Source organism: Brevundimonas lenta, assembly GCF_014196335.1.
Lineage (GTDB): Bacteria > Pseudomonadota > Alphaproteobacteria > Caulobacterales > Caulobacteraceae > Brevundimonas > Brevundimonas lenta.
In genome coordinates this window covers 130,273-150,357 of sequence record NZ_JACIDM010000002.1, presented here as the reverse complement: position 1 = coordinate 150,357, position 20,085 = coordinate 130,273, and the positions used below count along the sequence as shown (strand labels likewise).

The window sequence follows — 20,085 nt, the reverse complement described above, 5'->3', positions numbered from 1 at the left end:
CCCTAGCCTGCTCCGAAGCCCGTCGCGGCGCGGGCGGCCAGCGGCTCAAGCCACGTCAGACCGATGATGACCAGCGGGAAGGCGAAGGCGGCCGAAGCCCAGGCTATCGTCTTCGCCTCGATCGGCGCCTTGTCCGTCGGCGCCTGTTCGGGCGCCGGATCGAACCACATCAGCTTGATGATGCGCAGGTAGTAGAAGCCGGCCACGACCGAGGCGACCAGACCGGCGGCGCCGACCATCCAGTAGCCGGCGTCGGCGGCGGCGCCGAACACGGCCCACTTGCCCCAGAAGCCCGACAGCGGCGGCATGCCCAGCACGGACAGCGACAGCACGGTCAGGGCCAGGGTGGTCACCGGACGTTCCTTACGCAGACCCGCGAGGTCGGAGATCTTGCGGATCGGACGGCCGTTGCGGCTGAGCGACAGCAGGATGGCGAAGAAGCCGAACTGGTCGATGACGTACAGGGTCATGAACAGCAGCATGGCCTGGACGCCCAGGGTCGTGCCCGCGGCGATGCCCAGCAGGGCGTAACCGATGTTGGCGATCGACGAATAGGCCAGCAGGCGCTGGAAATCCTTCTGGGCCAGGCCGCCGAAGGCGCCGACGACGAAGGAGATCAGCGAGATCAGGATCAGGACCTGGGCCCACTGGTCGTGCAGGCCGGCGAAGGCGCCGTCCAGGGTGCGGGCGATCAGGACCATGGCGGCGACCTTGGGGGCCGTGGCGAACAGGGCCACGACCGGGGTCGGCGCGCCTTCGTAGACGTCCGGCGTCCACATGTGGAACGGCGCGGCCGAGATCTTGAAGGCCAGGCCGCAGATCAGGAACACCAGGCCGAAGATCAGGCCGGTCGAGGGGTTGGTCGCGGCGTAGGCGGCGATGTCCTCGAAGCGCATGGAGCCGGCGAAGCCGTAGATCAGGCTGGCGCCGTACAGCAGCAGGCCGGACGACAGGGCGCCCAGGACGAAATACTTCAGGCCCGCCTCGGACGCCTTCAGGTCGTCGCGATGGAAGGCGGCCAGCACATAGAGGGCCAGCGAGTGCAGCTCGATGCCGACGTAAAGCGAGATCAGGTCGCCCGACGAGGCCATCATGCCCATGCCGGCCGAGGCCAGCACGATCAGGATCGGGAATTCGAAGCGGGCGATGCGCGTGCGCGTCATCCAGCCGTCGCCGAGGACGATGGCCACGGCCGACGACAGGAAGATGACCGCCTTGGCGTAGACCGCCAGCGGGTCGGCCACATAGGCGCCGTTGAAGGCCTGGCCGAGCGGGCCGGTCACCGTGATGGCGGTCGCCGCCACCAGCAGGCCGACCGCCAGGGTCGAGACCAGACGCGAGCTCTTCTCGCCGGCGAAGGCGCCGACCATCAGGAGCACAAGGCCGCCGACGGCGAGCGTCGCTTCCGGGGCCGAGAGATGCAGGGCTGTGATCAGGTCAGGCATTCTTGTCTCACCCGCCGATCGCGGCGCGATAGGTGGTCGTCAGCGCCTCGACGGACGCGGCGGTGTAGTCCAGCACCACGCCGGGCTGCACGCCCAGCCAGATGGTGCCGATGATCAGCGGCACGAAGATCAGCAGCTCGCGCTTGTCGATGTCCGTGATGGTCTTCAGCGCCGGGTTGGTGATCTCGCCGAACATGACGTTGCGGTACAGCGTCAGGGCGTAGACCGCCGAGAAGATCACGCCCGAGGCGGCGAAGAAGGCCGTCCAGGTCGAGACGCCGTAGGCGCCCGTCATGGTCAGGATCTCGCCGATGAAGCCCGAGGTGCCCGGCAGGCCGACGTTGGCCATGGTGAACATCAGGAAGATGGCGGCGAACCACGGCATGCGCGACGTCAGGCCGCCGTAGAAGGCGATCTCGCGGGTGTGCATGCGGTCGTAGACGACGCCGACGCAGAGGAAGAGCGCGCCCGAGATCAGGCCGTGGCTCAGCATCTGGAAGACCGCGCCCTGAACGCCCAGGTCGTTGCCCGAGAAGATGCCCATGGTCACGAAGCCCATGTGGGCGACCGACGAATAGGCGATCAGCTTCTTGATGTCGGTCTGACGGAAGGCGACCAGCGAGGTGTAGACGATGGCGATCACCGACAGGGTGAAGACCAGCGGGCGGAACATCTCGGACGCCTGCGGGAACATCGGCAGGTTGAACAGGATGAAGCCGTATCCGCCGAGCTTCAGCAGGATGCCGGCCAGGATGACCGAACCCGCCGTCGGCGCCTGAACGTGGGCGTCGGGCAGCCAGGTGTGCACCGGCCACATCGGCATCTTCACCGCGAACGAGGCGAAGAAGGCGAGCCACAGCAGCGGCTGGGCGGCCGGCGAGAAGGCGAAGGTCTTGAGCGCGGGGATGCTGGTGGTGCCGGCGGTGTGGGCCATCCACAGCATGGCCAGAAGCATCAGGACGGACCCGAGCAGGGTGTAGAGGAAGAATTTGTACGCCGCGTAGATGCGGTTCGCTCCGCCCCACACCCCGATGATGATGAACATCGGCACCAGGGTGCCTTCGAAGAAGATGTAGAACAGGAACAGGTCCAGGGCGGTGAACACGCCGATGACCAGGGTCTGCAGGACCAGGAAGGCGACCATGTAGTCGACGACGCGATCCTTGATCGTGGTCCAGCTGGCCAGGATGCACAGCGGCATCAGGAAGGCCGTCAGCAGCACGAACAGGATCGAGACCCCGTCCACGCCGAGGAAGTACTGGGCGCCGGCGAACCACGCGAAGCGCTCGATGAACTGGTAGCCCGGGTTCGCCTGGTCGAAGGCGCAGACCAGGTGGACCGAGACCGCCAGGGTCACCAGGGTGGTGGCGAGAGCGATCCAGCGCGCGGCGCTGTCAGCCGAGCCCTTGTTCAGCTGGCGAGCCAGCAGGATCAGGCCCGCGCCGACCAGCGGCAGGAAGGTGACGACGCTCAGGATGTAGGGGATCTGGGGCAAGATCAGGCTCCCCACGAGTAGATGGCGAAGGCGAGGAAGCCGGCCACGCCGAGCAGCATCACGAACGCGTAGTGATAGACATAGCCGGACTGGAGCTTGGCCAGCCGTGCAGCGGATTTCAGCGAGGCCCAGGCGGCGCCGTTGGGGCCGAAGCCGTCGATGATCTTCACGTCGCCGACCTTCCAGAACAGGTCGCCGACCGCCTTCGCGCCACGCACGAAGATGAAGTCATACACCTCGTCGAAGTACCACTTGTTGTAGAGGAAGGCGTGCACCACGCCGCCACGATCGGCCATCCGGCGCGCCATGCCCTCCTTGAGGACATAGAGCCAGAAGGCGAACAGGCTGCCGATCAGGGTCATGATCAGCGGCGACCACTTCACCCAGGTCGGGACATCGTGGGACTCGTGCAGCACGTGGTTGGTCGGGCCCGAGAAGATGGCCGCGCGCCAGAACTCGCCCTCGTGGTGGCCGATGAAGTACGGCGCGAAGACGAAGCCGGCGGCGACGGCGCCGATCGACAGCAGGACCAGCGGCGTCAGCATCACCCACGGGCTTTCATGCGGATGCAGCGGACCATGGTGGTGGTCGTCGCCCGCGATCGGCTCCGAGTGGGTTTCCAACTGGGCGTGCGAGGAATGGTCGTCATGCGCATGATCGTCGTGCGCATGATGCGCCTCGTCCTTCCAGACGGGCTTGTTGTGGAAGGTCATGAACACCAGACGCCACGAGTAGTAGGCGGTCAGACCGGCGGCCAGGATGCCGACGAAGAAGGCGAACAGACCGAACGGCGAGTGCCCCGAGGCGGCGGCCGCGAAGGCGCTCTCGATGATCGCGTCCTTCGAATAGAAGCCGGCGAAGCCGCCGATCCCGGGGATGCCGAGGCCGGTGATGGCGATCGTGCCGATGGTCATGACGGCGTAGGTGACGGGCAGGAGCTTCCACAGGCCGCCCATCTTCCGCATGTCCTGCTCGTGGTGCATGCCGTGGATCACCGAGCCGGCGCCCAGGAACAGCAGCGCCTTGAAGAAGGCGTGGGTGAACAGGTGGAACATGGCCGCCTCATAGGCGCCCACGCCCGCGGCGAAGAACATGTAGCCGAGCTGCGAACAGGTCGAATAGGCGATGACCCGCTTGATGTCGTTCTGGGCCAGACCGACGGTGGCGGCGAACAGGGCCGTGACGGCGCCGATGACGGCGACGATCTGGCCGGCGATCGGCGCGTATTCGAAGATCGGCGACAGCAGGCAGACCATGTAGACGCCGGCGGTGACCATGGTCGCCGCGTGGATCAGGGCCGACACCGGGGTCGGGCCTTCCATGGCGTCCGGAAGCCAGGTGTGCAGGAAGAACTGGGCCGACTTGCCCATAGCGCCGACGAACAGCAGGAAGGCCGCCAGATCCAGCGCCGACCAGGTGTGGCCGAGGAATTCCCAGCCCGTGCCAGCCTTCGAGGCGATCATCGGGAACAGGTCGGCGAACTGGATCGTGCCGAACATCCAGAAGACGGTGAAGATGCCGAGCGCGAAGCCGAAGTCGCCGACGCGGTTGACCACGAAGGCCTTGATGGCGGCGGCCGAGGCGGTCGACTTCTTGTACCAGAAGCCGATCAGCAGATAGGACGCCAGGCCCACCCCTTCCCAGCCGAAGAACAGCTGCATGAAGTCGGCGGCGGTGACCAGCGCCAGCATGGCGAAGGTGAACAGCGACAGGTAGGCGAAGAAGCGCGGCTTGTCCGGGTCCTCGGACATGTAGCCCCAGGAGTACAGGTGCACGAGCGACGACACCGTCGTCACCACCACCAGCATGACCGCCGACAGGGCGTCGATGCGGATCGACCAGTTCGAGATGAAATCGCCGACGTGGATGAACGGCGTGATCTTGACCGTGAACGGCTCAAGGCCGCCCCACGTCCACTGCGAGAAGACGATCCAGGCGACGACGCACGAGAAGAACAGCAGGCCCGTGGTGACGGCCTGGGAGGCGACGTCGCCGATGCGACGGCCGGTCAGGCCGGCGACGGCTGCGCCCAGCAGGGGGGCGAAGACGCCCAGGGTGACGAGAAGCTCGAGATTCACGATCAGCCCTTCATGACCGAGGCGTCGTCGACGGCGATGTCGCCGCGATTGCGGAAGAAGGTCACCAGGATGGCCAGGCCCACGGCGGCTTCAGCGGCCGCGACGGTGAGCACGAACATGGCCATCACCTGCCCCGACACCTCGTTGAGGTAGCTCGAGAAGGCGACGAAATTGATGTTCACGGCCAGCAGGATCAGCTCGATCGACATCAGGATGATGATGACGTTCTTGCGGTTCACGAAGATGCCGAAGACACCGATGGTGAACAGGATGGCGGCGACCGCCAGGTAGTGCTGCAGGGTGACGACCATCAGACCAGATCCTCGGGGGTGACGCCGGCGCCGGTCGGAACCGACTTCACTTCCATGGCCGTCTTCGCATCGCGTCCGACCTGGCGGACGACGTCCTGACGCTTGACGTGCGGCTTGTGGCGCAGGGTCAGGACGATGGCGCCGATCATGGCGATCAGCAGCACGATCCCGGCGGCCTGGAAGAAGTAGACGTAGTCCGTATAGAGCACGCGGCCGATGGCCTCGACGTTGGACATCTCGGACGTGGCGGCCACAGGGCCCGTGGCGTCGGCGGCGGCCCCGCCGCTCACGACCACCAGCGAGATCATGATCATTTCAGCCAGCAGCACGCCGGCGATGATGATGGCCAGGGGCAGATAGCGCGCGAAGCCCTCGCGCAACCGGACGAAGTCGACGTCCAGCATCATGACCACGAACAGGAACAGCACCGCGACCGCGCCGACGTAGACGACGACCAGCAGCATCGCCAGGAACTCGGCGCCCAGCAGGACGAACAGCCCCGCGGACGAGAAGAACGCCAGGATCAGCCACAGGACCGAATGGACGGGATTCCTCGCCGTAACGACAAGGAGGGCGCCGATTACGGCTGTCGCCGCCAGCAAATAGAAGGCCAGGCCCTGCAAGAGCATCGCGCGATCGGCTCCTCACGCATTGCCGGCGAGCGACGCGGCGGCCAGCGGATCGTTCAGACAAAAACCCGAAACGCGGCGCGAATCCCGCCCGTTGCGCTTCGGAAAGCGCGCGACTTCTAGACCGGGCTTCCGGGCTTTGCAAAGCCCCAATGCAAGGTCCGGATACCGCTTTGCGCAACCTTGCCCGAAGCCTTCGCCGACCCCAGTTTGGCCAGCAACGGAGGAAACCCCATGGCCGAAGAGCGCAACTATCTTCTGGGCACCCATGACGCCGAGGTCGAACGGCTGGGTTTGCAGCACCGGGTATGGCGCCCGCGGGTCCTCGACGCATGGCGTCGGGCCGGGATTACGGTCGGTTCGACGGTGGTCGATGCGGGCGCCGGACCCGGTTGGGCCAGCGTCGATCTGGCCGAGATCGTGGGCCCGGACGGCCGGGTTCACGCGCTGGAGCGCTCGGCCCGCTTCGTCGACGTGCTGGACGCCCGCGCCGGCCAGCGCGGCCTGGACAATATCGAGACCCATGTGGCGGACCTGGTCACCGATCCGCTGGGCGTGACCGGCGCCGACGCCTTCTGGATCCGCTGGGTGCTGGCCTTTGTCAGCGATCCGGCGGCCGTGCTGGCCAAGCTGCGCGACACGCTGCGGCCCGGCGGCGTGGCCGTAATCCACGAGTACCTGCACTACAACACCTTCGCGATCCTGCCGGACAGCCCGGCGATCGAGGAGTTCAAGCGGTTCGTGGTCGACGACTGGCGCGCCTCGGGCGGCGAGCCGGACATCGCCCGCGCCCTCCCCGCCCTGCTTCCGGCCGCCGGATTCCGCATTCGCTCGATGCAGCCGATCGTCGATACGGTGCGCAAGGGCGACCTGGTCTGGCAGTGGCCGTCGACCTGGGGCCGGAACTATCCGAAATTCCTCGTCGAGGCCGGCAAGGTCGATCAGGCCTGGGCCGACCAGGTGGTCTCCGAGTTCGATGCGGCGGAGGCCGATCCGAACGCAGTGATGATCACGCCCATGGTGCTGGAGATCATCGCCGAACGGGTGGACTAGTCTGAAATTCCGCTCATCCCCGCGAAGGCGGGGACCCAGTCCTTTTGCAAGAGCGCCGGCGTCTCCGGACGTCGGCCTGAGTTCATCCGGCTCGCACCGATCATCCAAATCACTGGGTCCCCGCCTTCGCGGGGATGAGCGAAGATAAAATGTGGATCGCGGAGTAGACTGTATCCATGACCGCCCCGCCCTTCCGCCTCGAGGGTATCGATCACGTGCTGCTGCTGGTCAGCGACACGGCGCGGGCGACGGCCTTCTATACGGACGTGCTGGGCTGCGAGGTGGTCAGCCGGATGCCGGAACATGGGATGATCCAGTTCCGGGCCGGCCGCTCAACCGTTGATCTGGTCGACGTTGGCGGCGCGGAAGGCGCCTGGGCCCGGCCTGAGGTGCGCGGCGGGCGCAATCTGGATCACCTGTGCCTCTCGCTGGTCCGCACCGATGAGCAGGCGCTGCGCCGCCATCTGGCGGACCACGGCGTCGCCATCGTCGAGGAGGGCACCCACGCGGGATTTCTGGGCGAGACGTTGTCGCTCTACGTGGCCGACCCTGACGGGAACCGCATTGAGCTGAAGCTCCCGCCCACGCCGGATCAGCGGTAGGGCGCGTCCAGCTCGAGGTTTTTGGCGATCAGGCGCTCCCAGCGGTCGCCGTTATCGAGCAGGCGATCCTTGTCGTAGAGCAGCTCTTCGCGCGTCTCGGTCGTGAACTCGGAGTTCGGCCCCTCGACGATGGCGTCGACCGGGCAGGCTTCCTGGCACAGGCCGCAGTAGATGCATTTCACCATGTCGATGTCGTAGCGGGTCGTGCGGCGGCTGCCGTCGGCGCGCGGTTCGGCCTCGATGGTGATGGCCTGGGCGGGGCAGATGGCCTCGCACAGCTTGCAGGCGATGCAGCGTTCCTCGCCGTTCGCATAGCGGCGCAGCGCGTGCTCGCCACGGAAGCGAGGCGACTGCGGATTGCGCTCGAACGGATAGTTCACCGTCATTTTCGGACGGGCCATGTACTTCAGCGACAGGCCGATGGCGCCGACGGCGTCGACGAGCAGCGCACCCTTGGCGGCCTGGACGATGCGGTTCAGCATTAGTGCTCGGCTCCGGTACGCGCGCATTCGCGAGCATATTGCTCGCCTTGTTTATCCATGGACTCGCAGCGACGCAGGCGCTCGGCCTCCTGACGCTCGATCCGTTCCTGCCGCTGCTGCCACTGATAAGCGGACACCGGCTCGGCTTCATACGCCTGACCGCCGCACGCGGCGAGGGTCATTGCGGTCAGTGCGAGGGCGATCACGCGGATCATGCACCCACCGCGAAGACGCGCCAGGCGGCGACGACGACGACCGCGACCAGCGAGGTCGGCAGGAAGATCTTCCAGCCCAGGCGCATCAGCTGGTCGTAGCGATAGCGCGGCACGAAGGCCTTCACGAGCGCGATCATGCAGAACCAGAAGACGATCTTGGTGAAGAAGACGAAGAAGTAGAACAGGTTGGCGAAGAACTCCGGCCACGACTGCAGGAAGTCGGTGGGGAAGCCCGGGTGCCAGCCGCCGAAGAACAGCAGGCTGATCATCGCGCACATGAAGACGATGTTGGCGTACTCGCCGATCATGAACAGCAGGTACGGGGTCGAGCTGTACTCGACCTGGTAGCCGGCCACGAGCTCCGACTCCGCTTCCGGAAGGTCGAACGGCGGACGGTTGGTTTCAGCCAGCGCCGAGACGAAGAAGACGATCGCCATCGGGAACATGACGATGATGGTCGGCAGGGTGGCGACGCCGCCGCCGAAGGCGAACCAGTTCCAGATCCAGCCCTGCTGCTGGGTGACGATCTGGGTCAGGTTCATCGTGCCGGCCAGCAGGATGACGTTGATGATCACCAGGCCGATCGAGACCTCGTAGGACACCATCTGCGCCGCGGAGCGCAGCGAACCGAGGAACGGGTACTTCGAGTTCGAAGCCCAGCCGCCCATGATGATGCCGTACACGCCCAGCGAGCTGATGGCGAAGATGTACAGGATGCCGACGTTCAGGTCGGAGATGACCCAGCCCGGCGCGAACGGAATGGCCGCCCAGGCGATGAAGGCCAGGATGAAGGTCAGCAGCGGCGCCAGCAGGAAGACGACCTTGTCCGAACCGGCCGGGACGACGATTTCCTTCAGTACGAATTTGAAGAAGTCGGCGAACGACTGAAGCAGGCCGAAGGGGCCGACGACGTTCGGGCCTTTGCGCATCTGCACGCCCGCCCAGATCTTGCGGTCAGCCAGCAGCAGAAAGGCCAGCGAGATCAGGATCCCGACGGTGACCAGCAGGATCCCGCCCGCGGTCGCGAGCGTCCAGCCGAGAGGAGTGGTCCAGAAGTCCATCGGGCCTTACTCCGCCGCCATGGCGACCGGGGCGATCCGCTGGGCGGACAGCTCGGCCATGGTCACGCTGGCGCGCGTGATCGGGTTGTTGAGATAGGGGTCGCGCACCGCCGAATAGAAGTCGACGTCGCCCAGATCGCCCTTCTTGCCCAGCGAGCCGACGTCGAACGACGCCGGGGCCGGCAGGTAGTCGATGCGGCCGAAGGTCGGCTGGTCCGCCATCAGCTTCGTGCGCAGGGCGTCGAGGGTGTCGTACGGCAGCGTCTGGCCGACGAGGCCCGACAGGGCGCGGACAACGGCCCAGTCTTCCTTGGCCTGGCCCTTCGGGAAGACGACGCGGTCCGCCATCTGCACCCGGCCCTCGGTGTTGACGTACAGGCCCGACTTCTCGGTGTAGGCGGCGCCCGGCAGGATGACGTCGGCGCCGTGCGCGCCGCGATCGCCGTGGCTGCCCAGATAAACGCGGAAGGCGTTCGAACCGGTCGGATCGACCTCGTCGGCGCCCAGCAGGAACAGGACGTCCAGGGCGTTCGGCTTGACCATTTCGGCGGCGGTCAGACCGCCCTGCCCCGGCACGAAGCCCATATCCAGACCGGCGACGCGCGAGGCGGCGGTGTGGAGGACGTTGAAGCCGTTCCAGCCGTCGGCGACGACGCCGACCTTCTTCGCCAGCGCGCCGAGCGCGTTCAGCACGGCCGGGCCGCCGGCGCCCGTCAGGGCGCCCGCACCGACGATGATCGCCGGGCGTTCGGCCTTGTTCAGGAAATCCATCGCCGCCTTCGGCAGCTTGGCCAGGGTCGACGAGCCGGCGCCCAGCCAGCTGTAGTCGAAGGTCAGTTCGGCCTGCTCGCCGATCAGACCGATCTCGGTCTTGCCGGCCAGCCAGATCTTGCGCAGGCGGGCGTTCAGCAGCGGCGCCTCGACGCGCGGGTTGGCGCCCACGATCAGGACGGCGTCCGCGTTTTCAATACCTTGCAGGCCGGAGTTGAACAGCCAACCTTCGCGCGGGCCATAGCCCAGGACGGCGCCGTCCTGGCGGCAGTCGGTGTTGGCCGAGCCCAGCGCGCGGAACAGGTCCAGCGTCGCCTTCATCGATTCAGCATCCTGCAGGTCGCCGGCGATGACGCCGATGCGATCCGCCGGAGCGGCCTTCAGCTTTTCAGCCACGGCGCCCAGGGCCTCTTCCCACGAGGCGGCGCGCAGGCGGCCGTTCTCGCGGACGTAGGGACGGTCCAGACGCTGGCGCTGCAGGCCGTCGACGGCGTAGCGGCTGATGTCCGACAGCCACTCCTCGTTGATGCCCTCGTTCACGCGCGGCAGGACGCGCATGACCTCGGCGCCCTTGGAGTCGGCGCGGATGTTGGAGCCCAGCGCGTCCATGACGTCGATGGTCTCGGTCTTTTTCAGCTCCCACGGGCGGTAGTGGTACTGCCACGGACGGTGCGTCAGGGCGCCGACCGGGCACAGGTCGTTGACGTTGCCCGACAGCTCGGAGTCGATGTTCTTTTCGAGATAGGTCGTGATCTCGGCGCTTTCGCCGCGCGAGATCATGCCGATGTCCGGCACGCCGGCGACCTCGGTGATGAAGCGGACGCAACGGGTGCACTGGATGCACCGCGTCATGAACGTCTTCACGGTCGGGCCCATGTTCTTTTCTTCGACCGCGCGCTTGTTCTCGGCGTAGCGCGAGCCGTCGCGGCCGTAGCCGACGGCCTGGTCCTGCAGGTCGCACTCGCCGCCCTGGTCGCAGATCGGGCAGTCCAGCGGGTGGTTGATGAGCAGGAACTCCATCACCCCTTCGCGAGCCTTCTTCACCATCGGCGTGTCGGTGAAGATCTCCTGGCCCTCGGCGGCCGGCAGGGCGCACGAAGCCTGCGGCTTCGGCGGTCCGGGCTTCACCTCGACCAGGCACATGCGGCAGTTGCCGGCGATCGACAGACGCTCGTGGTAGCAGAAACGCGGAATCTCATGGCCGGCCTTTTCGGCGACCTGGAGCACGGTCATGCCGGGCTCGAATTCGGTTTCTACGCCGTTGACCTTGGCGACGGGCATCAGCGGGCCTCTTGTTCAGCGGCCACGGAATAGGTTTCCGTGGCGGTGCCCCCATCCGGGAGCGTCGTGTTGATGGTGATGGCGTCGCCGTCAAGAACGTAGCGCACCACAGGGTCGCCGGACTGGTTCATCCAGCGGTTCTGTTCGGGGGTCGGCAGGTCGACAGGCTTCCAGGTGACCACGCCCGCATCGACGCGGCACTGGCCGCGCTTGCGGCCGCCGTCGACCGGCGCGCGCCAGGAGGCGTTGACCACCTGTCCGTCGACGCCGTCGATCTGGATCGCATCGATCGCCTGTCCGTGGATGGCCGCCAGACCGGCGCGGCAGACGCGGCGCAGGTTCGCGGCCGTCAGCACGACGGTCACGTCCGGCACGGCGGCCGGCGCCGGGGTCGCGACCTTCTCCGCCGGCGTCGGCGCAGGCGCGTCCGCCCGCTCGCCACAGGCGGCGAGGGCGAAGACGGCCAGCATCGGGACGGCGGTCAGGCGCATCGTCACTCCGCGGCGATCGCGTGGCCGGCGAAGTTCGCGCGGCGGCTGCGGTATTGCGAAATGCGGTCCTCGATCTCGTGACGGAAGTGACGGATCAAGCCCTGCACCGGCCAGGCGGCGGCGTCGCCGAGGGCGCAGATGGTGTGGCCCTCGACCTGGCCGGCGACGTCCAGCAGCAGGTCGATCTCGGACGGATCCGCCTCGCCGACCGACATGCGCTCCAGCACGCGCCACATCCAGCCGGTGCCTTCACGGCACGGCGTGCACTGGCCGCAGCTCTCATGCTTGTAGAAATAGCTGATGCGGGCGATCGCCTTCACCAGGTCGGTCGAGTTGTCCATGACGATGACCGCCGCGGTGCCGAGGCCCGAGCGCATTTCGCGCAGGCTGTCGAAGTCCATCAGGGCGGCTTCGGACATCTCGCGCGTGATCAGCGGCACCGACGAACCGCCGGGGATGACGGCCTTCAGATTGTCCCAGCCACCGCGGACGCCGCCGCAGTGCTCTTCCAGCAGCTGACGCAGCGGGATGGACATGACTTCTTCGACGTTGCACGGCCGGTTCACGTGGCCCGAGATCGACATGATCTTGGTGCCGGTGTTGTTCGGACGGCCGAAGCCCGCGAACCATTCGGCGCCGCGGCGCAGGATGGTGCCGACGACGGCGATCGACTCGACGTTGTTGACCGTGGTCGGGCAGCCGTAGAGGCCCGCGCCGGCCGGGAACGGCGGCTTCAGGCGCGGCTGGCCCTTCTTGCCCTCCAGGCTTTCCAGCAGGGCCGTCTCTTCACCGCAGATGTACGCGCCGGCGCCGTGGTGGATGTAGACGTCGAAGTCCCAGCCATGAACGTTGTTCTTGCCGATCAGGCGAGCCTCGTAGGCCTCCTTGACGGCGGCCTCCATGCGCTCTCGCTCCAGCACGTATTCGCCGCGCAGGTAGATGTAGCAGGCGTGCGCCTGCATCGCGAAGGAGGCGATCAGGCAGCCCTCGATCAGCAGCTGCGGATCGTGGCGCATGATCTCCCGGTCCTTGCAGGTCCCGGGTTCGGATTCGTCGGCGTTGACCACCAGGTAGTGAGGACGGTCCTTCACTTCCTTCGGCATGAAGGACCACTTCAGACCGGTCGAGAAGCCGGCGCCGCCGCGTCCGCGCAGGCCCGAGTTCTTGACGTTGGTGATGATCCAGTCCCGACCGAGGTCGAGCATGTCCTTCGTGGCGTTCCACGCGCCGCGCTTCTTCGCCCCGTCCAGCGTCCAGTCCTGGAGGCCGTACAGGTTGGTGAAGATGCGATCCTTGTCTTCGAGGATTCCGACCATGGTCAGTTCAGATCTCCGTGCCCGGCTTCCGCCTGGCTGAGTTTGTGCCGTCCGAAAACGACGATGCCCACGCCGGCCAGCGCCATCACGCCGCCGACGAGAGCAAGGATTTGAAGGCCTTCGCCGAACATGTCGGTGTAGGCGGCGACCACCAGGCCCGCGCCGACGACGATGTCGCTGACGCCGACCCAGACGATCATGTTCCAGTCAGTAGCCTTGGGCTGCTCCGCCATCACAGGCCCTCCTGCAGGCGGCGCTTGTGGTAGCGGGTGCGCAGGAAGATCGCGGTCAGGAACAGGGCCCAGCCGAGGGCGACCATGCCGTAGGCGACGACCAGCGCCGTCTGTTCGACCGGCCACCAGCCGAGGCGGGCGCCCATGACATAGCCGGCGCCGAGCAGGATCAGCACGAAGCCGCCGAGGCGATACGGCTTCGCCACGCCTTTCAGCTCCTTGCGGTAGGCGGCCCTGCCCTCTTCCGTGCTCAGGTCCGGCAGGCTCATGCGCTCACCGGCTCGCTGTTCGGCAGCTTCTTGATCTTCTTCGCGGCCGAGCCGTCATAGAGCTTGGGATCAGTCAGGGTCAGCGCCCCGCCTTCCGGCTCCGAGCTGTGACGGCCAACGCGCGAACCCGGCTTCGGCTTCTTGCCGGCGGCGAAGTCGTCGATGATCTGCGCCATGTTCGCGGGCGTCAGGTCTTCATAATAGTAGTCGTTGATCATCGCCATCGGGGCGTTGGCGCAGGCCCCGAGGCACTCGACCTCTTCCCAGGTGAAGCGGCCGTCGGCGCTCAGGGTCTGTTTCGGACCGATCTTCTTCTTGCAGACGTCCATCAGCTCATTGGCGCCGCGCAGCATGCATGGCGTGGTGCCGCAGACCTGGATCAGGGCCACCGAACCGACCGGCTCGAGCATGAACATGGTGTAGAAGGTCGCGACCTCCAGCACCCGGATGAAGGGCATGCCAAGCAGTTCGCCGATGGCGCGGATGGCGGGTTCCGAGACCCAGCCTTCCTGCTTCTGGACCAGCCACAGGATCGGGATCACCGCCGACTGACGACGGTTGTCCGGATATTTGGCGATCCACCAGTCGGCCTTGGCCTTCGTGGCCTTCGAGAAGGCGAACGAGGCGGGCTGCTCCTTGGCGAGGCGACGAACTGACATCAGACTTCCAATTCCGAGACGACGACGCCTTCGCCGACCATCTTCTTGCGGATCGTCAGCAGCTTGTGCTGACCCTGCCGGGCGACCAGGACGTTGTGGTAGACGGCCGTCCCGCCGGCGTCGTTGACCGCGTAGTTGATGACCTGCCAGCCCTGCCGGACCAGGTCGCTCAGGGGCTTGTCGCTCATCGATCGACCTCCCCGAACACAATGTCGAGCGAGCCGAGGATGGCGGACACGTCGGCCAGCATGTGGCCGCGGTTCATCCAGTCCATCGCCTGCAGCGAGCGGAAGCCCGGCGCCGAAATCTTCACGCGGTAGGGTTTGTTGGTGCCGTCCGAGACCAGGTAGATGCCGAACTCGCCCTTGGGCGCCTCGACCGAGGCGTAGACCTCGCCTTCCGGGGTGCGGAAGCCTTCGGTGTAGAGTTTGAAGTGGTGGATCAGGGCTTCCATCGACCGCTTCATCTCGCCGCGACGCGGCGGAGCGATCTTGTTGTCCTCGATCATCACCGGCTCGCCGGGGCAGTTCCGCAGCTTGTGGATGCACTGCTCCATGATGCGGATCGACTGCTTCATCTCCTCGATGCGGCAGAGGTAGCGATCCCAGCAGTCGCCGTTCTTGCCGACGGCGATGTCGAACTCGAGGTCCGCATAGCACTCGTACGGCTGCGACTTGCGCAGGTCCCACGGGATGTCCGAGCCGCGCAGCATCACGCCGGTGAAGCCCCAGTCCAGGGCCTCCTGCTTCGACACCACGCCGATGTCGACGTTGCGCTGCTTGAAGATGCGGTTCTCGGTGACGAGGGACTCGATGTCCTTCAGCGCCGCCGGGAAGGTCTGGCACCAGCGGCCGATGTCGTCGATCAGATCGCTGGGCAGGTCCTGGTGGACGCCGCCCGGGCGGAAATAGTTGGCGTGCAGGCGAGCGCCGCAGGCGCGCTCGTAGAACACCATCAGCTTCTCGCGCTCCTCGAAGCCCCAGAGCGGCGGCGTCAGGGCGCCGACGTCCATGGCCTGGGTCGTCACGTTCAGCAGGTGCGACAGGATGCGGCCGATTTCCGAGTACAGGACGCGGATCAGCTGGGCGCGGTACGGGACCTCGACGCCGAGCAGCTTCTCGATCGCCAGGCAGAAGGCGTGCTCCTGGTTCATCGGCGCGACGTAGTCGAGGCGATCCAGGTACGGCACGTTCTGAAGGTAGGTGCGCGCCTCCATCAGCTTCTCGGTGCCGCGGTGCAGCAGGCCGATATGCGGATCGACGCGGGTCACCAGCTCGCCGTCCAGCTCCAGCACCAGACGCAGCACGCCGTGCGCGGCGGGGTGTTGCGGGCCGAAATTGATCGTGAACTTGCGGTCGTCCATGGCCCGCGCATGTTCGGTCCGGCCGTCGTGCGGCAGGTCGTCGAACACGTCGGTGGCGCCGAGGGGAGCCGGGATGCTGGAAGCTTCGGCCATCAGCCCTTCACCTTCTCGTCGCCCGGCAGCACGGGCGCCGGATATTCCGCGCCTTCCCAGGGCGACAGGAAATCGAAGTTGCGGAACTCCTGGGTCAGTTTGACGGGTTCGTAGACGACCCGCTTCTGCTCCTCGTCGTACCGGACCTCGACATAGCCGGTCATCGGGAAGTCCTTGCGCAGCGGATGTCCCTGGAAGCCGTAGTCGGTCAGCAGCCGGCGCAGGTCCGGGTGGCCCGAGAACAGCATGCCGTACATGTCGAACGCCTCGCGCTCGAACCAGTCGGCGCACGGGAAGACCGATACCGCGCTGGGGACCGGCTTCACCTCGTCCGTCGTGACCTTGACGCGAATGCGCGCGTTCCGGGTCAGCGACAGCAGGTGATAGACGACCTCGAACCGCTCCTCGCGGTCCGGGAAGTCGACGCCGGCGATGTCCAGCAGCTGCTGGAAGCCGAAGCGGTCGCGCAGGGCCGACAGCACATCAAGGATGCTGTCGCGCTCGGCGATCAGGGTCAGTTCGCCGAAGGCCACCTGGGCCTGCACGCCCAGCGCGCCGACCATCTCGGCGCCCAGCGGCGTGAGAGCGGTTTCGAGTTCCTGTTGCTTGACGAGGGCGCTCATCGATCGATCGTCCCCGTGCGGCGGATCTTCTTCTGCAGCTGCAGCAGGCCGTACAGCAGGGCTTCGGCGGTCGGCGGGCAGCCCGGGACGTAGGCGTCCACCGGAACCACGCGGTCGCAGCCGCGAACGACGCTGTAGCTATAGTGATAATAGCCGCCGCCGTTGGCGCACGAGCCCATCGACAGCACGTACCGGGGGTCCGGCATCTGGTCGTAGACCTTGCGCAGGGCCGGAGCCATCTTGTTGGTCAGGGTGCCGGCGACGATCATCAGGTCCGACTGACGCGGGCTGGCGCGCGGGGCCATGCCGAAGCGCTCCATGTCGAAGCGCGGCATCGAGGCCTGCATCATCTCCACGGCGCAGCACGCCAGGCCGAACGTCATCCACATCAGCGAGCCGGTGCGCGCCCAGTTGATGACGTCGTCCAGCGAGGTCGTGATGAAGCCGCGCTCGCCCAGTTCGGCGTTCACCTGCTCGAAGAATTTGTCGTGGATGGCCGGGTCGTAGCCCTGCACCATCGAGCGCCCGCCCTGGCCGAAAGCGACCGGCGACGTCGCGCCGAGCTTGACCGGCGACGCGCCCTGGTTGCCCGCGCCGATGAGCGGCAGGTCGTTGGTCGTCACTGCCATTCGAGCGCGCCCTTCTTCCATTCGTAGATGAAGCCGATGGTCAGAACGCCCAGGAAGATCATCATCGACCAGAAGGCGAAGACCATGCCGGCGTGGGACAGGTCGAACATCGACACCGCCCACGGGAAGAGGAAGGCAACTTCCAGGTCGAAGATAATGAACAGGATCGACACCAGGTAGAAGCGCACGTCGAACTTCATGCGCGCGTCATCGAACGCGTTGAAGCCGCACTCATAGGCCGACAGCTTCTCGGAATCGGGATTCTTCGGCGCCAGCACCCAGGCGGCGATCATGAAGCCGAGACCGAGCACCGTCGCGATCCCCGTAAAGATCACGATCGGCAGATATTCGAGCAAAAATGCATTCATCCGGAGGACCTCGTCCGCCACAGAGGGAGGGGCGGATTCGGCGTCTTCTAGCCCCACAACCGCACGGGTTCAAACCCATGCGGCGAAAGGTTTTTCTTGAGAATGGTTCGCAAATTTCCGGACAGCATGTCGCAGCCCTGACGGGTTGCGCAGACGGCCCGCCTTCCCTCCCATGCAAGCCTCACCTGAAACCTGTCGGAGGGCGCGCATGGCCGTCGGATCCCGCGTGCTCAACGCCATTGAACGTGTCGGCAATAAACTGCCTGACCCGGTGTTCCTGTTCCTCTGGCTGATCGGTGGTCTGATCGTCCTCAGCCTTGTCGGAGCGGGCCTCGGCTGGTCCGCGGTCAATCCGGTCACCGGCGACACCCTGAAGGCCGAAAGCCTGCTGTCGGCCGAGAATCTGGCCCAGCTGATCATCGGCATGCCCCAGACCCTGGCGGACTTCCCGCCACTGGGGATCGTCGTCACCATCATCTATGGCGCGTCGGTCGCCGAACGCAGCGGCCTGTTCACCACCGCCATCCGCGGCGCCCTGCTGAACGCGCCCCGCTTCCTGCTGACGCCGGTCGTGGTCATCACGGGCATGGTCTCGCACCACGCCTCGGACGCCGCCTATGTCGTGGTCATCCCACTGGCCGCCGTGATCTTCGCCGCCGCGGGCCGACACCCGCTGGCGGGGCTGGCGGCGGGATTCGCGGCCGTATCCGGCGGCTATGCGGGCAATCTGGTGCCCGGCGCCCAGGACGCCCTGCTGCTGGGAATCACCGAGCCCGCCGCCCACCTGATCGACCCGTCCTATTCGGTGAACATCGCCGGCAACTGGTTCTTCATCGTCGGCGTCGTGATCGTCTTCACCCCGATCGTCTGGTTCATCACCGACCGGATCATCGAGCCGCGGCTGGGCAAGTGGAACCCGGAGGGCGCCACGGCCTCCGTCGAGGAGAAGGCCCCGCTGACGCCCGGCGACAAGCGCGGCCTGGCCTTCGCCGGCCTGGCCATTCTCGGGATGATCGCCCTGTGGGTGCTGATCACCAACCTGCCGGTGTCGCCGTTCGTCGATCCGGACGCAGAAGCGGCGCAGCGCTTCAACCCGCTCTACAAGTCGCTGGCGGCCTTCTTCGCCATCACCTTCTTCGTCTCGGGCGCGGCCTTCGGGATCGGCTCAGGCAGCGTGACCAGCCACCGCGACCTGGTGCGCATGATGCGCGAGGGCCTGGTCCAGCTGGCGCCCTACCTCGTGCTGGTGTTCTTCGCCGCGCACTTCGTGGCGATGTTCAACTGGTCGGGCCTGGGTCCGATTCTGGCGATCAACGCCGCCGAACACCTGCAGCGCGTCCAGCTGCCCACGCCCCTGCTGCTGATCAGCGTGGTGCTGGTGTCCTGCTTCTTCGATCTGTTCGTCGGCTCGGCCTCGGCCAAATGGTCGGCGCTGGCCCCGATCGTGGTGCCGATGTTCATGCTGCTGGGAATCAGCCCGGAGATGACGACGGCCGCCTACCGGATGGGGGATTCGGTCACCAACATCGCCACCCCGCTGATGAGCTATTTCCCGCTGATCCTGACCTTCGCCCAGCGCTGGGTTCCCGGATTCGGCCTCGGCTCGCTGATGTCGACCATGCTGCCCTACGCCGGATCGTTCCTGGTGGCGGGCCTGACCATGGTGGCGCTGTGGGTGGCGCTGGACCTGCCGCTGGGGCCGGGCGTCGGCGTGCACTACACGCCGCCCGCCCCAGCGACGGCCGCGCAATTCCCGGCGGACGGCGGAATTTCGGGCCCTCACGCCCCGCCCGAACCCGCCGCTGCGGGCGCCGCGAAGGCGCCCGAACGTTGATCGTTCGAATTCCTTTCGGGACGCGCTTGACAGTGCGCCGCCCCCCCGCCTAAACGACGCCCCTCGCCGCGGCGCACCAGCGCTTCGGCCGGGAAACGCGGGTGTAGCTCAGTTGGTTAGAGTGCCGGCCTGTCACGCCGGAGGTCGCGGGTTCGAGCCCCGTCACTCGCGCCATTCCTTCTGATGAAGGAATGGCGCACCGCCCTTCCCCTCTTCGATAAATCAGAACGCCAGTCATGGTTTCGCGCCGTCCGCCCTCGACGGCGTGCGCACAGGCGCTCGCGCCGTCGCCGGACGCGAGATCGCCTTCAGGATGTCAGCAGGCTGTGGCCGGCCTTATTGCCGGCCGGCGACCAGGATGTTCTGCACGCGGCGGCCCAGCGGGTCGCGCGATTGCCAGGTTTCGCCGACGTCGGCGTCGATCATCGTGGTGCAGAAGCGCGGGATCAGCATGTTCGGACGCATGTTGGTCAGGCAGATTCGCTCGCCCTCAAGGCTCCAGCGGGCCGACAGGCGACGGCCGTCGGAGAATTGCGCCGCATAGCTGCCGTCAGGGTTGAACCAATGCTTCACCCATCCGCCGTCGGGGTAACGGGACACGACCGTGTTTCCGAAAGCAGAATTCATGTCCGCACGGCCTGGGCCGGCGAACAGACAGGCGACTGCAAATGTCGCTACGGCAAGCGCACGCAACATATTACCCCTCACTAAAACCCTTCCCTGCGCGAACTATTAACACCCTGTTAGGTTATGCCAACCCCTGCATGGTTAACCCACGAATAGT

23 protein-coding genes and 1 tRNA gene are annotated in these 20,085 nt (G+C 66.3%); 4 read left to right on the top strand and 20 right to left on the bottom strand.

What is annotated here, in order from left to right:
* Positions 1-2 precede the first annotated feature (2 nt).
* The 5 genes from nuoN to GGR12_RS08210 are packed head-to-tail and all read right to left on the bottom strand — an operon-like array spanning position 3 to position 5,958.
* Positions 3-1,445: an NADH-quinone oxidoreductase subunit NuoN gene (nuoN, locus tag GGR12_RS08230; protein ID WP_183203947.1), complete on the bottom strand. Its 1,443-nt coding sequence runs from the start codon at positions 1,443-1,445 to the stop codon at positions 3-5.
* A gap of 7 nt (positions 1,446-1,452) precedes the next feature.
* The gene (locus GGR12_RS08225) at positions 1,453-2,931 is read right to left on the bottom strand and encodes an NADH-quinone oxidoreductase subunit M (protein ID WP_183204852.1); all 1,479 of its coding nucleotides are present in this window, start codon (positions 2,929-2,931) and stop codon (positions 1,453-1,455) included.
* 11 nt (positions 2,932-2,942) lie between these two features.
* Positions 2,943-5,018 carry an NADH-quinone oxidoreductase subunit L gene (nuoL, locus tag GGR12_RS08220; protein ID WP_183203946.1) on the bottom strand — a complete coding sequence of 692 codons (2,076 nt, stop codon included), beginning with the start codon at positions 5,016-5,018 and terminating at the stop codon, positions 2,943-2,945.
* A 2-nt stretch (positions 5,019-5,020) separates the two neighbouring features.
* Positions 5,021-5,329, bottom strand: a complete 309-nt coding sequence (gene nuoK, locus GGR12_RS08215; protein ID WP_183203945.1) for an NADH-quinone oxidoreductase subunit NuoK — start codon at positions 5,327-5,329, stop codon at positions 5,021-5,023.
* The gene (locus GGR12_RS08210; RefSeq protein WP_183203944.1) at positions 5,329-5,958 is read right to left on the bottom strand and encodes an NADH-quinone oxidoreductase subunit J; all 630 of its coding nucleotides are present in this window, start codon (positions 5,956-5,958) and stop codon (positions 5,329-5,331) included. The genes nuoK and GGR12_RS08210 overlap by 1 nt, the downstream gene beginning before the upstream one ends.
* A gap of 234 nt (positions 5,959-6,192) precedes the next feature.
* Between GGR12_RS08210 and GGR12_RS08205 the strand changes: the two genes are divergently transcribed.
* On the top strand, positions 6,193-7,011 hold the full coding sequence (locus GGR12_RS08205) for a methyltransferase domain-containing protein (RefSeq protein ID WP_183203943.1): 819 nt from the start codon (positions 6,193-6,195) through the stop codon (positions 7,009-7,011).
* A 176-nt stretch (positions 7,012-7,187) separates the two neighbouring features.
* Positions 7,188-7,613 (top strand): VOC family protein, encoded by a 426-nt coding sequence (locus tag GGR12_RS08200; protein ID WP_183203942.1) that lies wholly within the window; start codon positions 7,188-7,190, stop codon positions 7,611-7,613.
* Here GGR12_RS08200 and nuoI read toward each other — a convergent pair.
* Genes nuoI through GGR12_RS08130 form a run of 14 tightly spaced genes read right to left on the bottom strand, consistent with a single transcriptional unit; the run spans position 7,604 to position 17,467 of the window.
* Positions 7,604-8,095, bottom strand: a complete 492-nt coding sequence (gene nuoI, locus GGR12_RS08195; RefSeq protein WP_183203941.1) for an NADH-quinone oxidoreductase subunit NuoI — start codon at positions 8,093-8,095, stop codon at positions 7,604-7,606. The two genes, GGR12_RS08200 and nuoI, sit on opposite strands and share 10 nt — an antisense overlap.
* On the bottom strand, positions 8,095-8,310 hold the full coding sequence (locus GGR12_RS08190) for a hypothetical protein (RefSeq protein WP_183203940.1): 216 nt from the start codon (positions 8,308-8,310) through the stop codon (positions 8,095-8,097). The genes nuoI and GGR12_RS08190 overlap by 1 nt, the downstream gene beginning before the upstream one ends.
* Positions 8,307-9,371, bottom strand: a complete 1,065-nt coding sequence (gene nuoH / locus GGR12_RS08185; protein ID WP_183203939.1) for an NADH-quinone oxidoreductase subunit NuoH — start codon at positions 9,369-9,371, stop codon at positions 8,307-8,309. The genes GGR12_RS08190 and nuoH overlap by 4 nt, the downstream gene beginning before the upstream one ends.
* A gap of 6 nt (positions 9,372-9,377) precedes the next feature.
* Positions 9,378-11,423, bottom strand: a complete 2,046-nt coding sequence (gene nuoG / locus GGR12_RS08180) for an NADH-quinone oxidoreductase subunit NuoG (RefSeq protein WP_183203938.1) — start codon at positions 11,421-11,423, stop codon at positions 9,378-9,380.
* Positions 11,423-11,914 carry a hypothetical protein gene (locus GGR12_RS08175; protein WP_183203937.1) on the bottom strand — a complete coding sequence of 164 codons (492 nt, stop codon included), beginning with the start codon at positions 11,912-11,914 and terminating at the stop codon, positions 11,423-11,425. The genes nuoG and GGR12_RS08175 overlap by 1 nt, the downstream gene beginning before the upstream one ends.
* Positions 11,915-11,916: 2 nt before the next feature.
* Complete coding sequence (gene nuoF / locus GGR12_RS08170; RefSeq protein ID WP_183203936.1) at positions 11,917-13,230, bottom strand: NADH-quinone oxidoreductase subunit NuoF; 1,314 nt, start codon at positions 13,228-13,230, stop codon at positions 11,917-11,919.
* A gap of 2 nt (positions 13,231-13,232) precedes the next feature.
* Positions 13,233-13,463, bottom strand: a complete 231-nt coding sequence (locus tag GGR12_RS08165) for a hypothetical protein (RefSeq protein WP_183203935.1) — start codon at positions 13,461-13,463, stop codon at positions 13,233-13,235.
* Positions 13,463-13,732, bottom strand: a complete 270-nt coding sequence (locus GGR12_RS08160; RefSeq protein WP_183203934.1) for a hypothetical protein — start codon at positions 13,730-13,732, stop codon at positions 13,463-13,465. Before GGR12_RS08160 ends, GGR12_RS08165 begins: the two co-directional genes overlap by 1 nt.
* Positions 13,729-14,391 carry an NADH-quinone oxidoreductase subunit NuoE gene (gene nuoE / locus GGR12_RS08155; protein WP_183203933.1) on the bottom strand — a complete coding sequence of 221 codons (663 nt, stop codon included), beginning with the start codon at positions 14,389-14,391 and terminating at the stop codon, positions 13,729-13,731. The genes GGR12_RS08160 and nuoE overlap by 4 nt, the downstream gene beginning before the upstream one ends.
* Positions 14,391-14,579 (bottom strand): hypothetical protein, encoded by a 189-nt coding sequence (locus GGR12_RS08150; protein ID WP_183203932.1) that lies wholly within the window; start codon positions 14,577-14,579, stop codon positions 14,391-14,393. The genes nuoE and GGR12_RS08150 overlap by 1 nt, the downstream gene beginning before the upstream one ends.
* Positions 14,576-15,847, bottom strand: coding sequence for an NADH-quinone oxidoreductase subunit D (locus tag GGR12_RS08145; protein WP_183203931.1), 1,272 nt, complete (start codon positions 15,845-15,847; stop codon positions 14,576-14,578). Before GGR12_RS08145 ends, GGR12_RS08150 begins: the two co-directional genes overlap by 4 nt.
* Positions 15,847-16,470 (bottom strand): NADH-quinone oxidoreductase subunit C, encoded by a 624-nt coding sequence (locus GGR12_RS08140; RefSeq protein ID WP_183203930.1) that lies wholly within the window; start codon positions 16,468-16,470, stop codon positions 15,847-15,849. Before GGR12_RS08140 ends, GGR12_RS08145 begins: the two co-directional genes overlap by 1 nt.
* Positions 16,467-17,120 (bottom strand): NuoB/complex I 20 kDa subunit family protein, encoded by a 654-nt coding sequence (locus tag GGR12_RS08135; RefSeq protein WP_425486216.1) that lies wholly within the window; start codon positions 17,118-17,120, stop codon positions 16,467-16,469. Before GGR12_RS08135 ends, GGR12_RS08140 begins: the two co-directional genes overlap by 4 nt.
* The gene (locus GGR12_RS08130; protein WP_183203929.1) at positions 17,090-17,467 is read right to left on the bottom strand and encodes an NADH-quinone oxidoreductase subunit A; all 378 of its coding nucleotides are present in this window, start codon (positions 17,465-17,467) and stop codon (positions 17,090-17,092) included. The genes GGR12_RS08135 and GGR12_RS08130 overlap by 31 nt, the downstream gene beginning before the upstream one ends.
* Before the next feature lie 208 nt (positions 17,468-17,675).
* Here GGR12_RS08130 and GGR12_RS08125 point away from each other — a divergent pair, with 208 nt between their 5' ends.
* Positions 17,676-19,301 (top strand): AbgT family transporter, encoded by a 1,626-nt coding sequence (locus GGR12_RS08125; protein WP_183203928.1) that lies wholly within the window; start codon positions 17,676-17,678, stop codon positions 19,299-19,301.
* Positions 19,302-19,398: 97 nt separating this feature from the next.
* Positions 19,399-19,475: transfer RNA gene (locus GGR12_RS08120), tRNA-Asp, on the top strand.
* A gap of 162 nt (positions 19,476-19,637) precedes the next feature.
* On the opposite strand, the gene GGR12_RS08115 is transcribed toward GGR12_RS08120, so the two are convergent.
* Positions 19,638-19,901: a hypothetical protein gene (locus GGR12_RS08115; protein ID WP_343053169.1), complete on the bottom strand. Its 264-nt coding sequence runs from the start codon at positions 19,899-19,901 to the stop codon at positions 19,638-19,640.
* Positions 19,902-20,085: the final 184 nt, after the last annotated feature.